This window comes from Paracidovorax sp. MALMAid1276, from assembly GCF_049198005.1.
GTDB lineage: Bacteria > Pseudomonadota > Gammaproteobacteria > Burkholderiales > Burkholderiaceae_C > Acidovorax.
Genome location: NZ_JBMIRS010000203.1, coordinates 23,220 through 41,673, shown reverse-complemented (window position 1 = coordinate 41,673; position 18,454 = coordinate 23,220). Strand labels below are relative to the sequence as shown.

At 66.2% G+C, this 18,454-nt stretch carries 14 protein-coding genes; 11 read left to right on the top strand and 3 right to left on the bottom strand.

The window, feature by feature from the left end; genetic code table 11:
- Positions 1–115 precede the first annotated feature (115 nt).
- From folP to ACOQFS_RS16390, 6 genes are all read left to right on the top strand, one after another.
- Positions 116–952, top strand: a complete 837-nt coding sequence (gene folP / locus ACOQFS_RS16415) for a dihydropteroate synthase (RefSeq protein WP_421563894.1) — start codon at positions 116–118, stop codon at positions 950–952.
- 93 nt (positions 953–1,045) lie between these two features.
- On the top strand, positions 1,046–2,380 hold the full coding sequence (gene glmM / locus ACOQFS_RS16410) for a phosphoglucosamine mutase (RefSeq protein WP_421563893.1): 1,335 nt from the start codon (positions 1,046–1,048) through the stop codon (positions 2,378–2,380).
- A gap of 246 nt (positions 2,381–2,626) precedes the next feature.
- Positions 2,627–3,658, top strand: a complete 1,032-nt coding sequence (locus tag ACOQFS_RS16405; RefSeq protein ID WP_421563892.1) for an amino acid ABC transporter substrate-binding protein — start codon at positions 2,627–2,629, stop codon at positions 3,656–3,658.
- Positions 3,659–4,038: 380 nt separating this feature from the next.
- Positions 4,039–5,217, top strand: coding sequence for an amino acid ABC transporter permease (locus ACOQFS_RS16400; RefSeq protein ID WP_421563891.1), 1,179 nt, complete (start codon positions 4,039–4,041; stop codon positions 5,215–5,217).
- Positions 5,218–5,220: 3 nt separating this feature from the next.
- On the top strand, positions 5,221–6,324 hold the full coding sequence (locus ACOQFS_RS16395) for an amino acid ABC transporter permease (protein WP_421563890.1): 1,104 nt from the start codon (positions 5,221–5,223) through the stop codon (positions 6,322–6,324).
- A 23-nt stretch (positions 6,325–6,347) separates the two neighbouring features.
- A complete protein-coding gene (locus tag ACOQFS_RS16390; RefSeq protein WP_421563889.1) occupies positions 6,348–7,091 on the top strand; it encodes an amino acid ABC transporter ATP-binding protein in 744 nt (247 codons plus the stop codon).
- A 121-nt stretch (positions 7,092–7,212) separates the two neighbouring features.
- Here the strand turns inward: ACOQFS_RS16390 and ACOQFS_RS16385 are convergent, their stop codons facing one another.
- Complete coding sequence (locus tag ACOQFS_RS16385) at positions 7,213–9,465, bottom strand: EAL domain-containing protein (RefSeq protein ID WP_421563888.1); 2,253 nt, start codon at positions 9,463–9,465, stop codon at positions 7,213–7,215.
- Between the two features lie 104 nt (positions 9,466–9,569).
- Complete coding sequence (locus tag ACOQFS_RS16380) at positions 9,570–12,146, bottom strand: bifunctional diguanylate cyclase/phosphodiesterase (RefSeq protein WP_421563923.1); 2,577 nt, start codon at positions 12,144–12,146, stop codon at positions 9,570–9,572.
- Positions 12,147–12,361: 215 nt separating this feature from the next.
- On the opposite strand from ACOQFS_RS16380, the gene ACOQFS_RS16375 reads away from it, so the two are divergent.
- From ACOQFS_RS16375 to ACOQFS_RS16355, 5 genes are read left to right on the top strand one after another with little or no spacing between them, the layout of a single operon-like run.
- Positions 12,362–13,198, top strand: a complete 837-nt coding sequence (locus tag ACOQFS_RS16375) for a GNAT family N-acetyltransferase (RefSeq protein WP_421563887.1) — start codon at positions 12,362–12,364, stop codon at positions 13,196–13,198.
- Positions 13,198–14,067 carry a UDP-2,3-diacylglucosamine diphosphatase gene (locus ACOQFS_RS16370; RefSeq protein ID WP_421563886.1) on the top strand — a complete coding sequence of 290 codons (870 nt, stop codon included), beginning with the start codon at positions 13,198–13,200 and terminating at the stop codon, positions 14,065–14,067. Before ACOQFS_RS16375 ends, ACOQFS_RS16370 begins: the two co-directional genes overlap by 1 nt.
- A complete protein-coding gene (locus ACOQFS_RS16365; RefSeq protein ID WP_421563885.1) occupies positions 14,064–15,152 on the top strand; it encodes a glycosyltransferase family 4 protein in 1,089 nt (362 codons plus the stop codon). The genes ACOQFS_RS16370 and ACOQFS_RS16365 overlap by 4 nt, the downstream gene beginning before the upstream one ends.
- 38 nt (positions 15,153–15,190) lie before the next feature.
- Positions 15,191–17,389 carry a polyphosphate kinase 1 gene (gene ppk1 / locus ACOQFS_RS16360; protein WP_421563884.1) on the top strand — a complete coding sequence of 733 codons (2,199 nt, stop codon included), beginning with the start codon at positions 15,191–15,193 and terminating at the stop codon, positions 17,387–17,389.
- Complete coding sequence (locus tag ACOQFS_RS16355) at positions 17,386–17,850, top strand: SixA phosphatase family protein (RefSeq protein ID WP_421563883.1); 465 nt, start codon at positions 17,386–17,388, stop codon at positions 17,848–17,850. The genes ppk1 and ACOQFS_RS16355 overlap by 4 nt, the downstream gene beginning before the upstream one ends.
- A gap of 44 nt (positions 17,851–17,894) precedes the next feature.
- On the opposite strand, the gene ACOQFS_RS16350 is transcribed toward ACOQFS_RS16355, so the two are convergent.
- On the bottom strand, positions 17,895–18,404 hold the full coding sequence (locus tag ACOQFS_RS16350) for a hypothetical protein (protein ID WP_421563882.1): 510 nt from the start codon (positions 18,402–18,404) through the stop codon (positions 17,895–17,897).
- Positions 18,405–18,454: the final 50 nt, after the last annotated feature.

The window sequence follows — 18,454 nt, the reverse complement described above, 5'->3', positions numbered from 1 at the left end:
CGTTTTCTTCTCCCACGGGGCCTTGCGGCCCCGTTTTTCATGGTTTCCTGATGCCGTTGCACATTCCGGATGCCTGCGCATGCCTGGTGGCGCATCATCAACCGCGGGTGGTTTCATGATCTGGCAGACAAGCCGCTTTGAGATAGACCTGTCGATGCCCCGCGTGATGGGGATCGTCAACGTGACGCCGGATTCGTTTTCGGATGGCGGCCACCATGCCAGCACCGCCAGCGCGCTGCGGCACTGCGAGGAGCTGATCAAGCAAGGAGCACACATTCTCGACATCGGTGGAGAGTCGACCCGGCCCGGCAGTCCGCCGGTGGGGCTGGACGACGAACTCGGCCGCGTGCTGCCCCTGGTGCGGGAGGCGGTGTCGCTGGGCGTGCCGGTCTCCGTCGATACCTACAAGCCGCAGGTCATGCAGGCTGTGCTGGACCTGGGGGCCGACATCATCAACGACATCTGGGCGCTGCGACAACCGGGCGCTGCCGGCGTGGTGGCAGCCCACCCGCTGTGTGGCGTCTGCCTCATGCACATGCATCGCAACCCCCAGACCATGCAGGCGCAGCCCATGCAGGGTGATGTCGTGCCTGGTGTGCTATCTTTTTTGGAGCAATCGGCGCTTGATCTGCAAGCGCTGGGCGTTCAAAAGGCTCGCATTGTGTTGGACCCTGGCATCGGTTTTGGCAAGACGGTGGAGCAGAACTTTGCGCTTCTGGCCCGGCAGGCCCAGTTGCTGGATGCCGGGTACCCCCTGCTGGCGGGTTGGTCGCGCAAGTCGTCGCTGGGGGCAGTGACCGGGCTGCCCGTGGAAGACCGCATGCTGCCCAGCGTGGCAGCGGCCCTGCTGGCGGTGGAGCGCGGGGCCTCGGTGGTGCGGGTGCATGATGTGCGCGAGACCGTGTCCGCCCTGGCCGTCTGGACGGCGATGCAGCGGGCGGACGCGAGTTGATGCGCGATTACTAGGACGGCCGCAAACGAGGGTGCGCACGGAGCCGAGAGAGCCGCAGTGACAAGCACAATTGATACGAGGAGACACTGAACAATGACACGCCAGTATTTTGGGACCGATGGAATCCGCGGGACGGTGGGCGAGCCGCCCATCACGCCCGACTTTGTGCTTCGCCTGGCCCATGCCGTGGGGCGCGTGCTTCGCCGCTCCGAGGAGCGCCCCACGGTCCTGATCGGCAAGGACACGCGGATCTCGGGTTACATGCTGGAGAGTGCCCTCGAGTCCGGCTTCAACTCGGCCGGGGTGGACGTGGTGCTGCTGGGCCCGCTGCCCACGCCCGGCGTGGCCTACCTCACGCGGGCGCAGCGCGCCAGCCTGGGGGTGGTGATCAGCGCAAGCCACAACCCGTTTCCTGACAATGGCATCAAGTTTTTCAGCGCCCAGGGCACCAAGCTGCCGGACGATTGGGAGCTGGAGGTCGAGGCGGCGCTGAACGAGCCGCCCGTATGGGCCGATTCGGCCAGCCTGGGCAAGGCGCGGCGGCTGGACGATGCGGCAGGCCGGTACATCGAGTTCTGCAAAAGTACCTTTCCCCATGACCTCACGCTCAAGGGTGTGCGGATCGTGGTCGATGCCGCGCATGGTGCGGCCTATCAGGTGGCGCCCAAGGTGTTCCATGAGCTGGGCGCAGAGGTCATATCCATTGGATGCGCGCCAGACGGCCTCAACATCAACCACGACGTGGGCGCCACGCATCCCGATGCCCTGGTGCGCGCCGTGCGGGCCAACCGGGCGGACTACGGTATTGCGCTGGACGGCGATGCGGACCGCCTGCAGGTGGTGGACGCCGCCGGCCGCCTGTTCAACGGCGACGAACTGCTGTACCTGATGGCCAGCGACCGCATGGCCAGCGACGAGCATGTGCCCGGCGTGGTGGGCACCTTGATGACCAACATGGCCGTGGAGGTGGCGCTGCAGCAGCGCGGCGTGAAGTTCGTGCGCGCGAAGGTGGGCGACCGCTACGTGCTGGAAGAACTGGCGCGCCACGGGTGGCTGCTGGGTGGTGAGGGCTCGGGCCACCTGCTGGCACTGGACCGCCACACCACGGGCGACGGCCTGGTGAGCGCCCTGCAGGTGCTGCAGGCCTGTGTGCGCAGCGGGCGCACGCTGGCGCAGCTGCTCGCAGACGTCACGCTGTATCCACAGGTGCTGCTCAATGTGAGGCTGCAGCAGGGGCAGGACTGGAAAGCCAACCGCAAGCTGGCCGACACCACGCAGGACGTGGAGCGAGAACTGGGCGCCACGGGCCGCGTGCTGATCCGCGCCAGCGGCACCGAGCCGCTTCTGCGCGTGATGGTGGAGGCCCGCGATGCCGAGCAGGCCAATGCCTGCGCGCAGCGCCTGGCGGACGCAGCCCGGGCAGGCTGACGGCTCAAAGGCTTCTGCCTCGAAGTGTCTTGCTGCAGCGAGCCGGGCATGGTTTTTGCGAAATTCGCAGGGCCGAATCCTTGCAGCGCACGTCGCGACCCCCATCACGGCCCAGGGGGGCGCCCCGCGTAAACACCGATGCCTTCTCGCCGGGCGTATCGCTAAGGTCGGGACTCTGCACCAAGAACGCGCATCCCTGTGCTTCAAGGGCGTGCAAATCAATCCTGTTTCTGGAGTGAACCCGCTATGAACAATTCACGTTTCCGTATCGCCGCAGCCGGCTTGGCTGCTGTGGGCGCACTGCTGGCAGCCCCCGCACATGCCGGCAAGACACTGGATGGCATCAAGTCGCGCGGCCAGGTGGTGTGCGGCGTCAACACGGGGCTGGCCGGGTTTTCCGCTGCGGACTCCAACGGCAAGTGGTCGGGCCTGGATGTGGACATCTGCCGTGCCGTGGCGGCGGCCGTGCTGGGTGATGGCGACAAGGTGAAGTATGTTCCGCTGAACGCGCAGCAGCGCTTCACGGCGCTGCAGTCCGGCGAGATCGATGTGCTGTCGCGCAATACCACGTTCTCCCTCACGCGCGATGCGTCGCTCGGTCTGCACCAGACGGCCGTGACCTACTACGATGGCCAGGGCTTCATGGTGCCCACCAAGAGCAAGATCAAGAGCGCCAAGCAGCTCAAGGGGCAGACGGTGTGCGTGCAGTCCGGCACCACCACCGAAAAGAACCTGACCGACTATTCCAAGGCCAACAACCTGGGCATCAAGCCTGTGGTGTTCGAAAAGGTGGAGGCCGCCACCGGGGCCTATTTCGCGGGCCGCTGCATCGCCTACACGACCGACGCCTCGGGCCTCGCATCCGTGCGCAACAAGGAAGCCCGGGATCCTGCCGAGCACGTGATCCTCCCCGAACTCATCTCGAAGGAACCCCTCGGCCCCATGGTGCGCCGGGGAGACGACGAATGGTTTGCCATCGTGAAATGGGTGGTCTATGGCCTGATCGAAGCCGAGGAATACGGCGTGACCCAGGCCAACCTGGAGCAGATGAAGTCCAGCACCGACCCGGTGGTGCAGCGCATGCTGGGCACCACGGAGGACACCGGCAAGCTGCTGGGACTGGAGCGCGACTGGCTGGCCCGTGCCCTCAAGACCACCGGCAATTACGGCGAGATCTTCGAACGCAATGTGGGCCCCAAGTCGGCGCTTGCGCTGCCGCGCGGTCTGAACAACCAATGGAACAAGGATGGGCTGATGTACGCCTTCCCCATTCGCTGAGGAGCCAGGGATGGCCTGTATGACTTCCTGCATTCCTCCCTGCGGTCGGTGGTAGCGCGGTCGCGGGCGGTCCGCTGCGTTGCCTTTCTTGCCAATCGCTGGGCGGTTGGCGGCAAAAGGACGCCTTGCGGCCCCTCCCGATCCGCACTACCACCGACTCTCGAGGGTCATGCAGGGCATCCCTTGCACCCATGCCACGGCTTCGTCCCTTGCCGTGGCACCGTTTTCGCAAGCAACACGCAGTCCGGCGTGTTGATGATGGTTTGACTGGCCGAGCAGCCGACCCCGTGGCCGCCACAGCAAAAGCGGCGTGCGGCAGGGCTTGGCCGTGCTTTCCCCCGCTGGCGGGGGCGGGTTCCAACGTTCAGGATTGAGCAGGCATGCCACCACCCCGAATTCCCCCCAAGAAGCGCTCCTTGTCGTGGCGCAGCCAGGCCTTCCGGGGCCTGGTCTACCAGGTGCTGGCCGTGGGGCTGATTGCGCTTGTGGTGTGGTTTCTGGCGCGCAACACCCTGCACAACATGCAGGTGCGCGGCATCCAGAGCGGGTTTGACTTCCTGACCGAGCCTGCGGGCTTCGACATTGGCGAAGGCCTGTACCCGTTTGATTCGGGCGAGCCGTACTGGCGCGCGTTCCTGATGGGCGTGGTCAACACGCTGCGCGTGGCCGTCATCGGCATCGTGCTGACCACGGTGCTGGGCACCTTGCTGGGCGTGGGGCGGTTTTCGCGCAATGCCTTGGTGCGGGGGTTGTGCTCGGCCTATGTGGAGCTGTTTCGCAATGTGCCCATCCTGCTGCAGCTGCTCACCTGGTACCTGGTGCTGACCGAGACTTTGCCTGCCAGCTACGAGCCCTGGAAGGCTGGCCCGTTCTTTCTGAGCAAGGGCGGGCTCAATTTCCCCATTCCGGTGTGGGCCACGGGCCATGGCATGGCTGCCATCGGCCTGGTACTGGGCTGCGTGGCCGCCTGGGGCTACCGCCGCTGGGCCTGGCGGCGTTTCGAGGCCACGGGGCGCGGGCGCAGCATGGTGTGGGTGCCCATGGCGGTGGCGCTGAGCGGTGCGGTGCTGGGCTGGCTGGTGGGTGGCGCCCCCACCCAGTTCAACGTGCCCGTGAAAGGCGACTTCGCGGTGGAGCACGGCGGTGCGCTCACGCCGGAGTTTCTGGCCGTGCTGCTGGGGCTGACGTTCTACACATCGGCATTCGTGGCCGAGGTGGTGCGCGCGGGCATACAGTCGGTGTCGGGCGGGCAGGGCGAGGCGGCGGCCGCGCTGGGCCTGAGCCGGGGGCAGCAGATGCGGCTGGTGATGCTGCCGCAGGCGCTGCGGGTCATCATTCCGCCGCTGACCAGCCAGTACCTCAATCTCACCAAGAACTCTTCGCTGGCCGTGGCCATCGGCTACCCCGACGTGGTCTCCATCTCCAACACCGCCCTGAACCAGACAGGTCGTGCGGTGGAGTGCATCTCCATCGTGATGCTGGTGTACCTGAGCACTTCGCTGCTCACATCGCTGCTGATGAACTGGTACAACGCGCGCGCCGCCATCAAGGAGCGCTGACGCATGGCCGCCAAAGTGTTTGAACCCATCGCCGCGCGGCCTGCGCCCGCGCAAAGCCGGGGCGTGGTCGGCTGGCTGCGGGCCAACCTGTTCGCCGACTGGAGAACCTCCCTGTCCACCGTGCTGATCGCAGCGCTGCTGCTGTGGTACGTGCCGCAGCTGCTGCACTGGGGGCTGTTCCAGGCCGTGTGGCGGCCCGATGCCGACGCGTGCCGCGCCGATGGCGTGGGGGCTTGCTGGGGCGTGGTGGCCGAGAAATACCGCCTCATCCTCTTCGGCCGGTATCCGTTTGACGAGCAATGGCGACCGCTGGTGGCCACGCTGCTCATGGTGGCCATGCTGGTGGCCAGCTGCACGCGCTATTTCTGGCGCCCCTGGCTGGTGCTGCTGTGGGTAGGGGTGCTGGCCTGCTTCTTCACGCTGATGCATGGCGACGTGCTGGGCCTCACCCTGGTGGAGACCGACCGCTGGGGCGGCCTGCCGCTCACGATCCTGCTGGCCAGCCTGTCCATCGTGATGGCGTTTCCGCTGGCGCTGCTGGTGGCGCTGGGCCGCCGCTCGGCGCTCCCGGCCATTCGCACGGCGTGCACCGTCTACGTGGAGCTGGTGCGCGGGGTGCCGCTGATCTCGGTGCTGTTCATGGCGTCGTTCATGTTTCCGCTGTTCATGCCGCAGGGCGTCACCATCGACGTGCTCATCCGGGTGCTGGCGGGCATCACGCTGTTTGCGGCTGCGTACCTGGCCGAAGTGATCCGCGGTGGGCTGCAGGCCATTCCCAAGGGGCAGGTCGAGGCGGCGGCCACGCTGGGGCTGTCGTACTGGCAAACGCAGCGCAAGATCGTGCTGCCCCAGGCGCTGGCCATTGTGGTGCCGGGCATCATGAACAGCTTCATCGCCATCTTCAAGGACACCTCGCTGGTCACCATCGTGAGCCTGTACGAGCTGACCGGCTCGCTGGGCCTGGCGCTCAACTCCGACGCCGACTGGCGGCCCTACAAGATCGAGGGCTACCTGTTCATCGCGCTCATTTATTTCGCGTTCTGCTTTTCGATGTCGCGCTACAGCCTGTGGGTAGAACGGCAGGCCAACAAGGGACGCCAGCGCTAGTGCCACCACCATCCCACACCGCCATGTCTGAACCCATCATCACCTTCGACAAAGTCAACAAGTGGTATGGCAACCACTTCCATGTGCTGCGCGACATCGATCTGCAGGTGGCCAAGGGCGAGCGCATCGTCGTCTGCGGGCCGTCCGGCTCTGGCAAATCCACCCTGATCCGCTGCATCAACCGCCTGGAAGAGCACCAGGAAGGGCGCCTGGTGGTGGATGGCGTGGAGCTGTCGGACGACGTGAAGGCCGTCGACGCCATCCGCAAGCAGGTGGGCATGGTGTTCCAGCAGTTCAACCTGTTCCCGCACCTCACCGTGCTGGAGAACCTCACGCTGTCCCCCATGTGGGTCGGCAAGCTGCCGAAGAAAGAGGCCGAGGCCCGTGCGATGCAGCAGCTCGAGCGCGTTCGCATCGCCGAGCAGGCAGGCAAATACCCGCTGCAACTGTCGGGCGGCCAGCAGCAGCGCGTCGCCATCGCGCGGGCGTTGTGCCTCACGCCCAAGATCATGCTGTTCGACGAGCCCACCAGCGCGCTCGACCCGGAGATGATCAAGGAGGTGCTGGACGTGATGATCGAGCTGGCCGACCAGGGCATCACCATGATCTGCGTGACGCACGAAATGGGCTTTGCCAAGGCGGTCGCCGACCGGGTCATCTTCATGGACCAGGGCCAGATCGTGGAGCAGAACACGCCCGAAGAGTTCTTTCACAACCCGCAGAACGAGCGCAGCCGGGACTTTCTGTCCAAGATCCTGGGGCACTGACACCGCCCCGCAGGGCCCTCAGGGCGCCCTATGCTTCCAAAAACATAGCGGCCACCGCTTGATGCATAAGGGATTCAAGAGATTTTGCCTTGAAACCTAGCGCTGATGAGCGCTTGCAGCTCTATATTTGATAGCAATCGGCCTTGGACGTGCCAACGTGCCGGCGCATGAACACTTCCAGGTCGGCCGGCGGCAGCGGAGTGCTGAGGTGAAAACCCTGGGCTTCGTCGCACCCCTGCTCGCGCAGGAAGGCCAGCTGCCCTTCGGTCTCCACGCCTTCGGCCGTGGTGCGCATGCCCAGCGCCTGCGCCATGCGGATGATCGCGCTGACGATGGCGCGGTCGTTGCCGTCGTCACTCAGGTCGCGAACAAACGATTGGTCGATCTTGAGCTTGAAGATCTGGAAGCGCTTGAGCTGGCTCAGCGATGAATAGCCGGTGCCGAAGTCGTCCATCGACATGCGCACGCCGCGCGCGTGCAGCTGGTCCATGGTGGCGACGGCGGCGTGCGGGTCGTCCACGGCCACGCCCTCGGTCAGCTCCAGCTCCAGCGAATCGGGCGGCAGGTCGAATTCGGCGAGCATGCGGCTGACCAGCTCGGGCAGCTGCGGCTGGCGGAACTGGATGGCCGACAGGTTGACGGCCATGGTCAGCCCCGGAAACCCGCTGCTGCGCCAGGCCTTGAGCTGGGCCAGTGCCGTGCGCAGCACCCATTCACCAATCTGAAGAATCTGCCCGCTGTTTTCGGCGATGGGAATGAACTCTGCCGGCGACACGCCGCCCAGTTGCGGGTGCTGCCAGCGCAGCAGCGCCTCCACGCTGTGCACGGCGCCGTTGGAAAGGCTCAGCTGCGGCTGGTAGTGCAGGTGGAACTGGTCGCGCTCCAGCGCGCGGCGCAGCGCGTTTTCCAGCTGCAGGGCGCGCGCAGACTGGGCCTGCATTTCGGGTGTGAAGAAGCGGAACGTGTTGCGCCCATCGAGCTTGGCCCGGTACATCGCCACGTCGGCCGACTGGGTCAGCGTGTCGAAATCTGCGCCATCTTGTGGATACAGCGCAATTCCCATCGAGGGCGCCATGGTCAGCTCGTGGTGGTCGATCTGGTAGTGATGCCGCGAGGCCTCCTGCAGCTTGCCGGCCACGCGCGCGGCGCCGTGCGCATTGGCCCCGGGCAGCAGCAGGATGAATTCATCGCCGCCCAGGCGTGCCACGGTGTCCTTGTCGCGCACCACCGCGCGCAGGCGCCGGGCGATCTGCACCAGCAGGGAGTCGCCCACACGGTGGCCCAGAGAGTCGTTGACGTGCTTGAAGTGGTCCAGGTCCAGGAAGATCACGGCCAGCGGTGTCTTGTTGTCCTGCGCGACCTGGATCGCCTGCTGCGCACGCTCTGCCAGCAACGAGCGGTTGGGCAGGCCGGTCAGTGCGTCGTAGTGCGCCAGCCAGTAGATGCGTTCTTGGTCGGCCTTGCGCTCGCTGATCTCGCGGTGCAGGTTGTCCACGGTTTCACGCAGCTCTCGGGTGCGGTCCTGCACCTGCTGCTCCAGGTCTTCGTGGGCCCGCGCCAGGGCCGCCTGGGCCTGCTTGCGCTCGGTAATGTCCATCGTGATCCAGATGGAGCCCTGCGAGGGGTCGGCGGCGTCGATGGATTTGCTGCGCACCTCGCAGATCACGGGCGTGCCGTCCTTGCGGCACAGCTCCACCTCGCCTTCGTAGGGGTTGCCGGTGGCCATGGAGGGGTAGCAGCGCCGGCCCACTTCGTCCCACGCGGCATCGCTGGCATACCAGCGGCGCGATGAGCTGCCCATCAGTTCGCCAGGCTCGTAGCCCAGCATCTGCTCGAAATGTCCGTTGCACCGGGTCAGATGGCGGTCGCGCAGGAACACGATGCCCACCATCGCGCTGTCGAAAAGCAGTTGTTTCTCGCGCACTGCGGCGTTCAGTGCGGCCTGGGCGCGCTTGTGGTCGTCGATGTTGTCCACGATCCAGATCGAGCCATCCCCCGTGTCCTGGGGGTTGATGAGCCGCCCCGTGAGGCTGCCCCAGAACAGGCTGCCGTCGCGTCGGCGCAGCTGCCGCTCGACCCGGAAGGATTCGCCCTGCACAAGCACCGGGTAGGCGCTGCGGCCCAGGTCGCGGAACGCGTCGCGGTCGGGGTAGAAGGTCTCGGTGTTCAGGCCGACCAGGTGGTCCGCGCTGGCGTAGCCAAAGATTTCAGCGTAGCGCTGGTTGCACCGCACCACGCTGCGCTGGCGCAGGAAAACGATACCCACACCGGCGCTGTCCAGCAATGTTTGCTGTTCACGCAGGGTGCGTTGCAGGGGAGTGTCGGTGGCAACCGCCGGACGCTGCAGTTCCGCGGGGCCGTACAGCGCAGACATGAAGACCGTTGCAGGGAGATAAAGCCGGTAATGACCAGAAATGGCCAGAAGGCCTCGCAAGTTGTACCAAATTGTACCAGCGCCGTTTTTGCCGGACCTGAGGGCTATCCCGCAAGGTCCTGGGTGGAAGTTCCGGTCTGCAGGCTGTCGTGCTGGCGCAGGTACGCCTCGAACTGCGCCGCAGGCAAGGGGCGCCCGAAGAGATAGCCCTGGCCCTCATCGCATCCCTGCCGGCGCAGGAATTCCAGCTGCCCGTCGGTTTCAACGCCCTCGGCGGTCGTCTGCATGCCCAGCGCCTGCGCCATGCGGATGATGGCGCTCACGATGGCACGGTCATTGGCATCGTCGTCCAGGTCGCGCACGAAGGACTGGTCGATCTTGAGCTTGTAGATCTGGAATCGCTTGAGATAGCTCAGCGACGAATAGCCCGTGCCAAAGTCGTCCATGGAAAGCCGCACGCCCCGGTCGTGCAGCTGGTCCATCATTGCCAGCGCGGCCACGGGGTCGTCCACGGCAGCGCCTTCGGTCAGCTCCAGCTCCAGCCGCCGGGCCGGCAAGCCGGCCTGTTGCAGGCACCGCGTCACCATGTCCGGCAACTGGGGGTGCCGAAACTGCACGGCCGAAAGGTTGACCGACACCGCCCGCAGCGGCAATTGCAGGTCGAGCCAGCGCTTTGCGTCCTGCACGGCCGTGTGCAGGACCCATTCGCCAATCGCCACGATCATGCCGGTGCTCTCCGCCACGGGGATGAACTCGGCCGGCGACACATCGCCCAGGTCGGGGTGGTGCCAGCGCAGCAGGGCCTCGGCACCCACCACCTGGCGGCTCGCCAGGGCCACCTGCGGCTGGTAGTACAGCTGGAACTGGTTGCGTTCCAGGCCACGGCGCAGTGCGTTCTCGATCTGGAGCATGCGCGCAGTGCGCGCCTCCAGGTCGGCCGTGAAGAAGCCCAGCCGGTTGCGGCCGCCCTGCTTGGCACGGTACATGGCGGCATCGGCGCGCTGGTAAAGCGTGTCAAAGGTATCGCCGTCCGCCGGATACATCGCAATGCCCACGGAGAGCGTGGTGGTCAGCTCATGGGGGTCGACTTGGAAGGGCTGAGACACCGCAGCCAGCAGCTGGTTGGCCACCTCCGCCGCCTGGGCCGCCGTGGTGGCGGGCATCAGCAGCATGAATTCGTCGCCGCCCAGGCGCGCCACGGTGTCCTGCGCGCGCACCAGGGCTTCGAGCCGCCGCGCCACGGCCACCAGCAGGATGTCTCCAATGCGGTGGCCCAGGGAGTCATTCACGTTCTTGAAGTGGTCCAGGTCGACGAACAGCATGGCCAGGCTGCCGCCGCGTACCTGTTCTTCCGCGATGCGGTGCTGGGTGCGTTCCGCCAGCAAGGCACGGTTGGGCAGGCCGGTGAGCGGGTCGAAATGCGCGAGGCGCTGAATGCGGTCCTGCGCCTGGCGCTGCTGCGTGATGTCGCGCGACAGCAGGATGTAACGCGGCTTCTCGCCGGCAGCAGCGGGTTTGCGTGCGGCCGACAGCTCAAACCAGGTGGCGCCCGCAAGCGGGAGTTCCAGCATGAACTGGCGGCCGGCGGACCAGCCCTGCGCCTGGGCTTCGGCCAGCGCGCCCATCACGGTCTGGGCTGCAGCCTGGGGCAGTACGCTGGCCACGTTGCGGCCGACCAACTGGGCGGCCGGGGCCACCAGCAGTTCGGCACGCTGGCTGTGGGCGCTGTGAAACACACCCTCTTCGTCCATCTCGAACAGCGGATCCGGGATGGCATCGATGGTGGCGCGCAGCTGCTGCTGGGTCGACTCGATCACCGACGTGCGCAAGGCGACCTGCTGGGCCAGCCCGCGCTCGTGCGCCTTGAGGGCCGCGAGCAGCCGGGCCAGGTACGCCATCAGCAGCGAAAACAGCAGGCCCACCACGATGCGCTGGGCCAGCACCTGCCCATCGCCCCATCCGCGTGCCGGCGCGAGGCTCAGCATCCATTCGCCATTGGGCAGGGTGAGGGAGCGGCCCACGGCATCCGCACCCGGCGCAGGCGCCGATGCGGCGATGGTCTGCTCCTGTCCGTTGTCGGGCCGCACGCGCCACAGCCGGTAGCGCATGCCCCGCTCCACCAGCTGGGGCAGCCGCGCGGCCGCGAGCACCTCGGGCAGGCGGATGGTGACGTAGGTAAAGCCCCAGAAACGCCGCGCGCCCTGGGCATCGTCCAGGTACACCGGCTGACGGCCCACCACCCCCAGCCCGCCTTGCACCAGCTCCAGCGGGCCCGCCAGCGTGAGCTGGCCCGACTCGCGCGCACGCTTGGCTTCGGCGCCCTGGCGGGGGTCATTGAGCTGGTCAAACCCGATGAGGTTTTCGTTTCCCTTGAGTGGCACCACCTGCCGCACCACGCCGCCCGGCGAAAGTCCCAAAGCGGCTATCCCCGGGTAGAAGGGCAGCATCTGCGTGCCGATGTCCTCAAACTGCGCCACAGTGCCCTGACCCTGGCGGACCAGAGCCACCAGGGCGTTGTTGGCAGACAACGCCAAGCCGATCGCGCGCTGCAGGGCCTGCGCGTGGTCACCCGCCATGTCGGCCACCTGCGTACGCTGCTGGGTGCGGTCCTGGCGCTCCAGAGTCCATACCAGCGTGCCCGCGCAAGCGGCAGCCAGCACAAAAACCACCATAGAAGCCATGGTGGGCCGTTGTGCGAGGGTTGAGACGAGAGAGGCCACGGTGAATTCCTGTGTCGATTATGAAGCCGCTGCCAGCACCCGGGCGGCGCCGGATGCAGGGGGCGTCCCCGTCATCGTTTTGACATGGCTCGGACACGCGCCCGTCACCACCTGCGCCCACACTGCGGCGCAGGGGCTGAGGTTTCCGTCGGCCCTCCACCAGGAGATGTCTCACCATGAACGAGCTGCCCCGCCTGACACCGATCCGGTCTTCTGATTCGCCCGCCGGCCCCGCGCTGCATCGTCCAGGCTTGGGGGGCGGAGTTGCAAGGCCTGTGCCAGAGCGCGGCGCCATCGAGGTCACGTGGGCCCGGCACCTGGACGAAGTGCGCCAGGCGCAGCGCCTCAGATTCGAAGTGTTCGCGGCCGAAATGGGCGCTCGATTGACGACCCCCATTGCGCGCCACGACGTGGACCTGTTCGACGACTACTGCGAGCACCTGCTGGTGCGCGATGCCGTGAGCCAGCAAGTCATTGGGACTTACCGAGTGCTCACGCCGGCGCAGGCAAGGCGTGTGGGCGGCACCTACAGCGACACCGAGTTTGACCTCACAAGGCTGCGCAGCCTGCGCGCCCGCATGGTGGAGCTGGGCCGCAGCTGCGTGCACCCGGACCACCGCCACGGCGGCGTGATCATGGCGCTGTGGAGCGCGCTGGCAGACTTCATGGTGCGCAATCAGCTCGACACCATGATCGGCTGCGCAAGCATCCCGATGCTCCACAACGGCGTGGTCAGCGGCGACGCCGCAGCCAGCATCTGGCAACAGGTGCGCAAGACCCACTTGGCCCCCATTGACTACCATGTGCTGCCCCGACTGCCGCTGCCGGTGGACCAGCTGGATGGTTCGATCACGGTGGAGCCGCCCGCGCTCATCAAGGGCTATTTGCGGCTAGGCGCGCGCGTGCTGGGCGCACCGGCCTGGGATCCTGACTTCAACACGGCGGACCTGCCCATGCTCATGCGGCTTTCCGACCTGCATCCGCGCTACCGCAAGCACTTCCTGGGGGCCTGATGCGTGCCGCCTTCGACGCTTTCGGCCCCTGGATGGGTGACCTGGGCGTGCCCGAGGACGCAGCGACCGACGCGCATCTTTCGGAGGCAGGCGCGCACCGGTATCGCGCGGTGTTCATATCCGATCTGCACCTGGGAACCCCGGGGTGCCAGGCGCTTGCGCTGCTGGACTTTCTCAAGCACCACCCCAGCGAACATCTGTACCTGGTCGGCGACATCGTGGACGGATGGCAGCTGCGCCGCAGGTGGTTCTGGCCGCAGGCGCACAACGATGTGGTGCAAAAACTGCTGCGCCGCGCCCGCAAGGGCTGCCGGGTGGTCTTTGTGCCCGGCAACCATGACGAATTCGCGCGCGCTTTTGTAGGGCACTCGTTCGGCGGCATCGATGTGGTGTCCGACGCCGTGCACACCACCGCAGACGGTCGAACCCTGTGGGTCACGCACGGCGACCATTTCGACGGCGTGATCCAGTGCGCCAAATGGCTGGCTTACCTGGGCGACAACCTGTACGAATTCACGCTCAAGCTGAACCGCCACCTCAACACCTTGCGGGCGCGCATGGGGTTGCCGTACTGGTCCCTGTCGGCCTACCTCAAGGGCAAGGTGAAGTCGGCGCTGAACTATGTGACCGACTTCGAGGTGGCCGTGGCCACTGAGGCGCGTCGCCGGGGGCACGACGGCGTGGTGTGCGGACACATCCACCGTGCCGAGATGCGCGACATAGGCGGCGTCCTGTATTGCAACGACGGTGATTGGGTGGAAAGCCATACCGCGCTGGTGGAGCATCTGGACGGGAGGCTGGAGCTGGTGCAGTGGACAGCGCCCGGCATGGAAAGGAAAGCCCGCAATGCCACCGAGGCGGTCGCATGAGGATTGCGCTGATCACGGACGCATGGGCGCCGCAGGTGAATGGCGTGGTCACCACCTTGATCGAACTGGTAGGTCAGCTGGAGTTGTCGGGCCACGAGGTTCATGTGGTCCACCCCGGCCAGTTTCGAACGCGGCCGTGCCCGGGCTACGCCGGCATCGACCTGGCGGTGCGCCCCGCAAAACAGGTTGCCAGCGTGCTGAACGATCTTCGGCCCGATGCCATTCACATCGCCACCGAAGGTCCGCTGGGTTGGGCCGCACGCGGCTATTGCGTGCAACACCGGCTCGCGTTCACCACCGCCTTTCACACGCGATTTCCCGAGATCCTGCACGCCGCGTTGCGGGTGCCGCTGAACTGGGGCTACGCACTGTTCCGACATTTCCATCGCCCATCCGCCGGGGTCATGGTGCCCACGCTGGGCGTGCTGCAGATGCTGCAGAAGCGCGGCTTTTCCAACTTGCGGCAATGGACCCACGGCGTGGACACCCACGCTTTCCCGTTTCAGGGCGAGGTGTGCCCCAGCCCGCTCACCGGAGCGCTGGCACACCCTGTTTCGCTGTACGTGGGGCGCGTGTCCTACGAAAAGAACATTGAAGCCTTCCTGCAGTTGGACCTGCCTGGCACGAAGGTGGTCTGTGGCGTGGGGCCGCTGGAGGCACGGCTGCGCGCCAGGTACCCCCAGGTGCGTTGGCTGGGCATCCTCGATCGCAACTCGCTCGCGCAGGTCTATGCCGCGGCAGATGTCTTCGTGTTCCCCAGCCGTTCGGAGACCTTTGGGCTCGTGATGCTGGAAGCCATGGCGTGCGGCACACCGGTGGCGGCATTCCCTGTGGAAGGGCCGACCGAGGTGCTGGGAGCCCGTGCCGGGGCGCAGCCGCAGGGCGGTGTGCTGCATGACAACCTGCTGACGGCCGCCAAGGAGGCCCTCGCGATTCCCCGGGCCGCAGCGCGCAGCCGCGCGCTGGATTTCACCTGGACGCAGGCTGCGGCTCAGTTCCAGTCCCATCTGGTCCCCGCGCGGGGCGCCAGCGCGCACCCCATGACTGTCACAAAATCTGTCACATCATTGTCATCTGGGCGTTAAATACTGGTCTATTCCGCACTTGCCGCGCCAGCGAAACCATGTTGCCTTCGCCTCCTCATGATGCAGCCGAAACTCAGCGCAATGCCACCGAACCGGTCGCGCTGACCGATTCCGACGGCCCTTCGGTCGACAGTGTGGCGACTTCGGCCTGGGTGGCGCCGCCGCCACACATGTTTCTGGACCGCGATCACAGCATCCTGGCGTTCAACCAGCGTGTGTTCGATTGGGCGGCGCGCACCGACATTCCGCTGCTGGAACGTCTGCGCTTCCTGTGCATTGTTTCCTCCAACCTGGATGAGTTCTTTGAGGTGCGGGCAGAGGCCCACATCACGGCAGCCAAGCGCGGAGAGACGAAGGGGACATACACCACCGCTTCCTTTGAAGCGCTGGCCGACAAGGTGCACGACCTGGTGGAACGGCAATATGCCCTGTACAACGAGGCGCTGGTGCCGGCCTTTGCGCAACACGGCATCCGCATCGTGTCCCACGGAGACCGATCCGGAGCGCAGAAGCGCTGGGTGCACGACTACTTTGTTGCGGAAGTGCGGCCACTGCTGATTCCGGTGGGGCTGGACCCGGCGCATCCGTTTCCGCAGGTTGCGAACAAGTCGTTGAATTTCATCGTTCGCCTCAAGGGGCATGACGCTTTCGGACGCGAAAATGAAATTGCCATCGTGAAGGTGCCCCGGGCCTTGCCCCGCCTGGTGCGCATGCCGGTGAAGGTGGCGCCGCACGAATCGCTGTTTGTCAGTCTGTCGAGCATCATCCGCGCGCACCTTGCCGATCTCTTCCCCGGCCGTGAGGTGACGGAGTTCTCGCAGTTTCGCGTCACGAGGCATTCCGACATGGCCCTGGACGAGGAGGATGTGCGCAACCTGCGCACCGCCTTGCGCCAGGGCCTGCAGCAGCGCCACTACGGGCAGGCGGTCCGGCTCGAAGTGTCGGCGGGCTGCTCTCCATTTCTCGCACAGTTCCTGCTGGAGCAGTTCGCCCTTCCTTCTGCGGCGCTCTACCGTGTGCATGGCCCGGTGAACCTGGTGCGCCTGAACCAGCTGGTGGACCTGGTGGACGATCCTTCGCTGCTGTTCCCGCCGTGGAGCGCCACGTGGCCGCGCCAGCTGCGGCAGGACGTGTCGATCATGGAGCAGCTGCGCCACCGGGATGTGCTCATCCACCAGCCCTTCGAGAGCTTTGACGGCGTGCTGGCGTTTCTGCGCGAGGCCGTGAACGACCCGCAGGTTCTCGTGATCAAGCAGACGATCTACCGCACCGGAGCGGATTCCGAGCTCATGAACCTGCTGACGGAAGCCGTGCGGCGTGGCAAGGAGGTCATGGCCGTGGTGGAGCTGAAGGCGCGTTTTGACGAAGAGGCCAACATCAACTGGGCCGAGGCGCTGGAATCCATCGGCGCGCAGGTGGTGTATGGCGTGGTGGGCTTGAAGACGCACGCCAAGATGCTCCTGGTCACCCGCCGCGAAGGACGGAGCCTGCGGCGCTACGGTCATCTTTCCACCGGCAACTACAACGTGCGCACCGCGCGCCTGTATACCGATCTGAGCTACCTGACGGCCGACGAAGACACCACGGCCGACATGGACGGGGTTTTCAACCACCTGGCCAGCCAGAACCGGCCCCCCAAGCTGCGCAAGCTCATGCTGGCGCCGTTCCATCTGCACCGGCGCATGCTCGAGAAGATTGAACAGGTAGGGCTGGCGGCAAGCCGCGGCGAGGACGCGCGCATCGTGGCGAAGATGAACGCGCTCACGGACGAAGGGCTGATGCGCGCCCTGATCCTTGCGGGGCAGCGGGGCGCGCGCATCGATCTCATCGTGCGGGGCGCATGCATGCTGGCCGCTCAGGTTCCGGGGGTGACCGACAACATCCGCGTGCGGTCGGTGATCGGCAGGTTTCTGGAGCACACCCGTGTCTTCTACTTCCGGTGCGGAGATCAAGAGGACCTGTATCTCTCGAGTGCAGACTGGATGAACCGCAACATGATGCGGCGCGTGGAACTGGCCTGGCCGGTGACTGACCCTGCGCTGCGCCAGCAGATCGTGGACGAGTGCCTGGTCGCCTACCTGTTCGATGACCGTGACGCATGGACGCTCAATGCCCAGGGCACCTATGACAGGGCACCGCGTCCCGGCGATGGCTTGGGCGCACAGGCGGCGCTGATGGTGCGCTACGGACCCCGAGTGCGCCCTTCCGTCGCCCCTGTGGTTGCAGGAGCCGCATGATGGATCTCATCCTCTGGCGGCATGCGGAGGCCGAGGAGGGGCCTGTGGGGTCGGATGACCTTTCGAGGGCCTTGACGGCACGCGGAGAAAAGCAGGCTTCCCGCATGGCCGCCTGGCTTGATCGGCAACTGCCAGAGGGCCTGCGCGTGCTGGCCAGCCCGGCCCGACGCACCGAGCAGACGGCCAGCGCCCTGGGCCGCAAGTTCAAGATGCGCGCGGAACTGCTGCCTGGCGCCACGCCGCAGGACCTGCTGGAGCTGGCCCAGTGGCCGCGCGCCCGAGGAACGGTGCTGATTGTGGGGCACCAGCCCGTGCTGGGCCAGACGATTTCGCTTTTGCTGGGCATGCAGGCTGCCGAATGTTCCGTGCGCAAAGGCGCGGTGTGGTGGCTGCGCCAGCGCCAGCGCATGGACCAGAGCCAGACGGTGCTGCTGACCGTGCAGTCTCCAGAGCTGCTTTGACGCCGGCCCCTTCGCTGCGGCGCAAGGGGCCGGGGGGTACCCCCTCACTTTTTTGCCGGCTTGGCTTTCGTCCTGGTTGCGGTGGCTGAGGCGGGAGCGGGAGCGGATGCATCGGCCTTGGGGCGCCCCGTCTTGATGGAGGGAACCGCCTGCAGAGCGCTGCGCAGAGCGCTGTCGGACAGACCTGCGAGCGCTTTCAGTCCGGCCCGCAGGATTTCACTCTTCTTGACGGGGTGCGCGAGTGCGGTGGCGCGGTCCTTGAGGGTGTCGATGACGGCGTACTCGTCCTTCGGGATGGTGAAGCTGTCGCGCACGAGCTTGGGCTTTTTGGCCTTTGATTCCTTGGGCGCCGCTGGGGACGGTGCAGCGCTTCGGGGCTTGGCAGACTTCTTGGCGGTCGCTTTGGTTGCGGCGGACTTGCTGGGTACAGGCTGGCTGGGCGCCGGCACGGTGGCCGGTGCGGTCACGGGGGCGGCGTTTTTGGTGGCTTTGGTGGATTTGGCGGCCTTTGCCGTTCGCCCCGGAGCGGGGGCGGCGGGGGTTGGAGAGAGCACGGTGGGGGAGGGGGTGGCGCTTGACATGACTGCAGATGAGTAAACGGTAT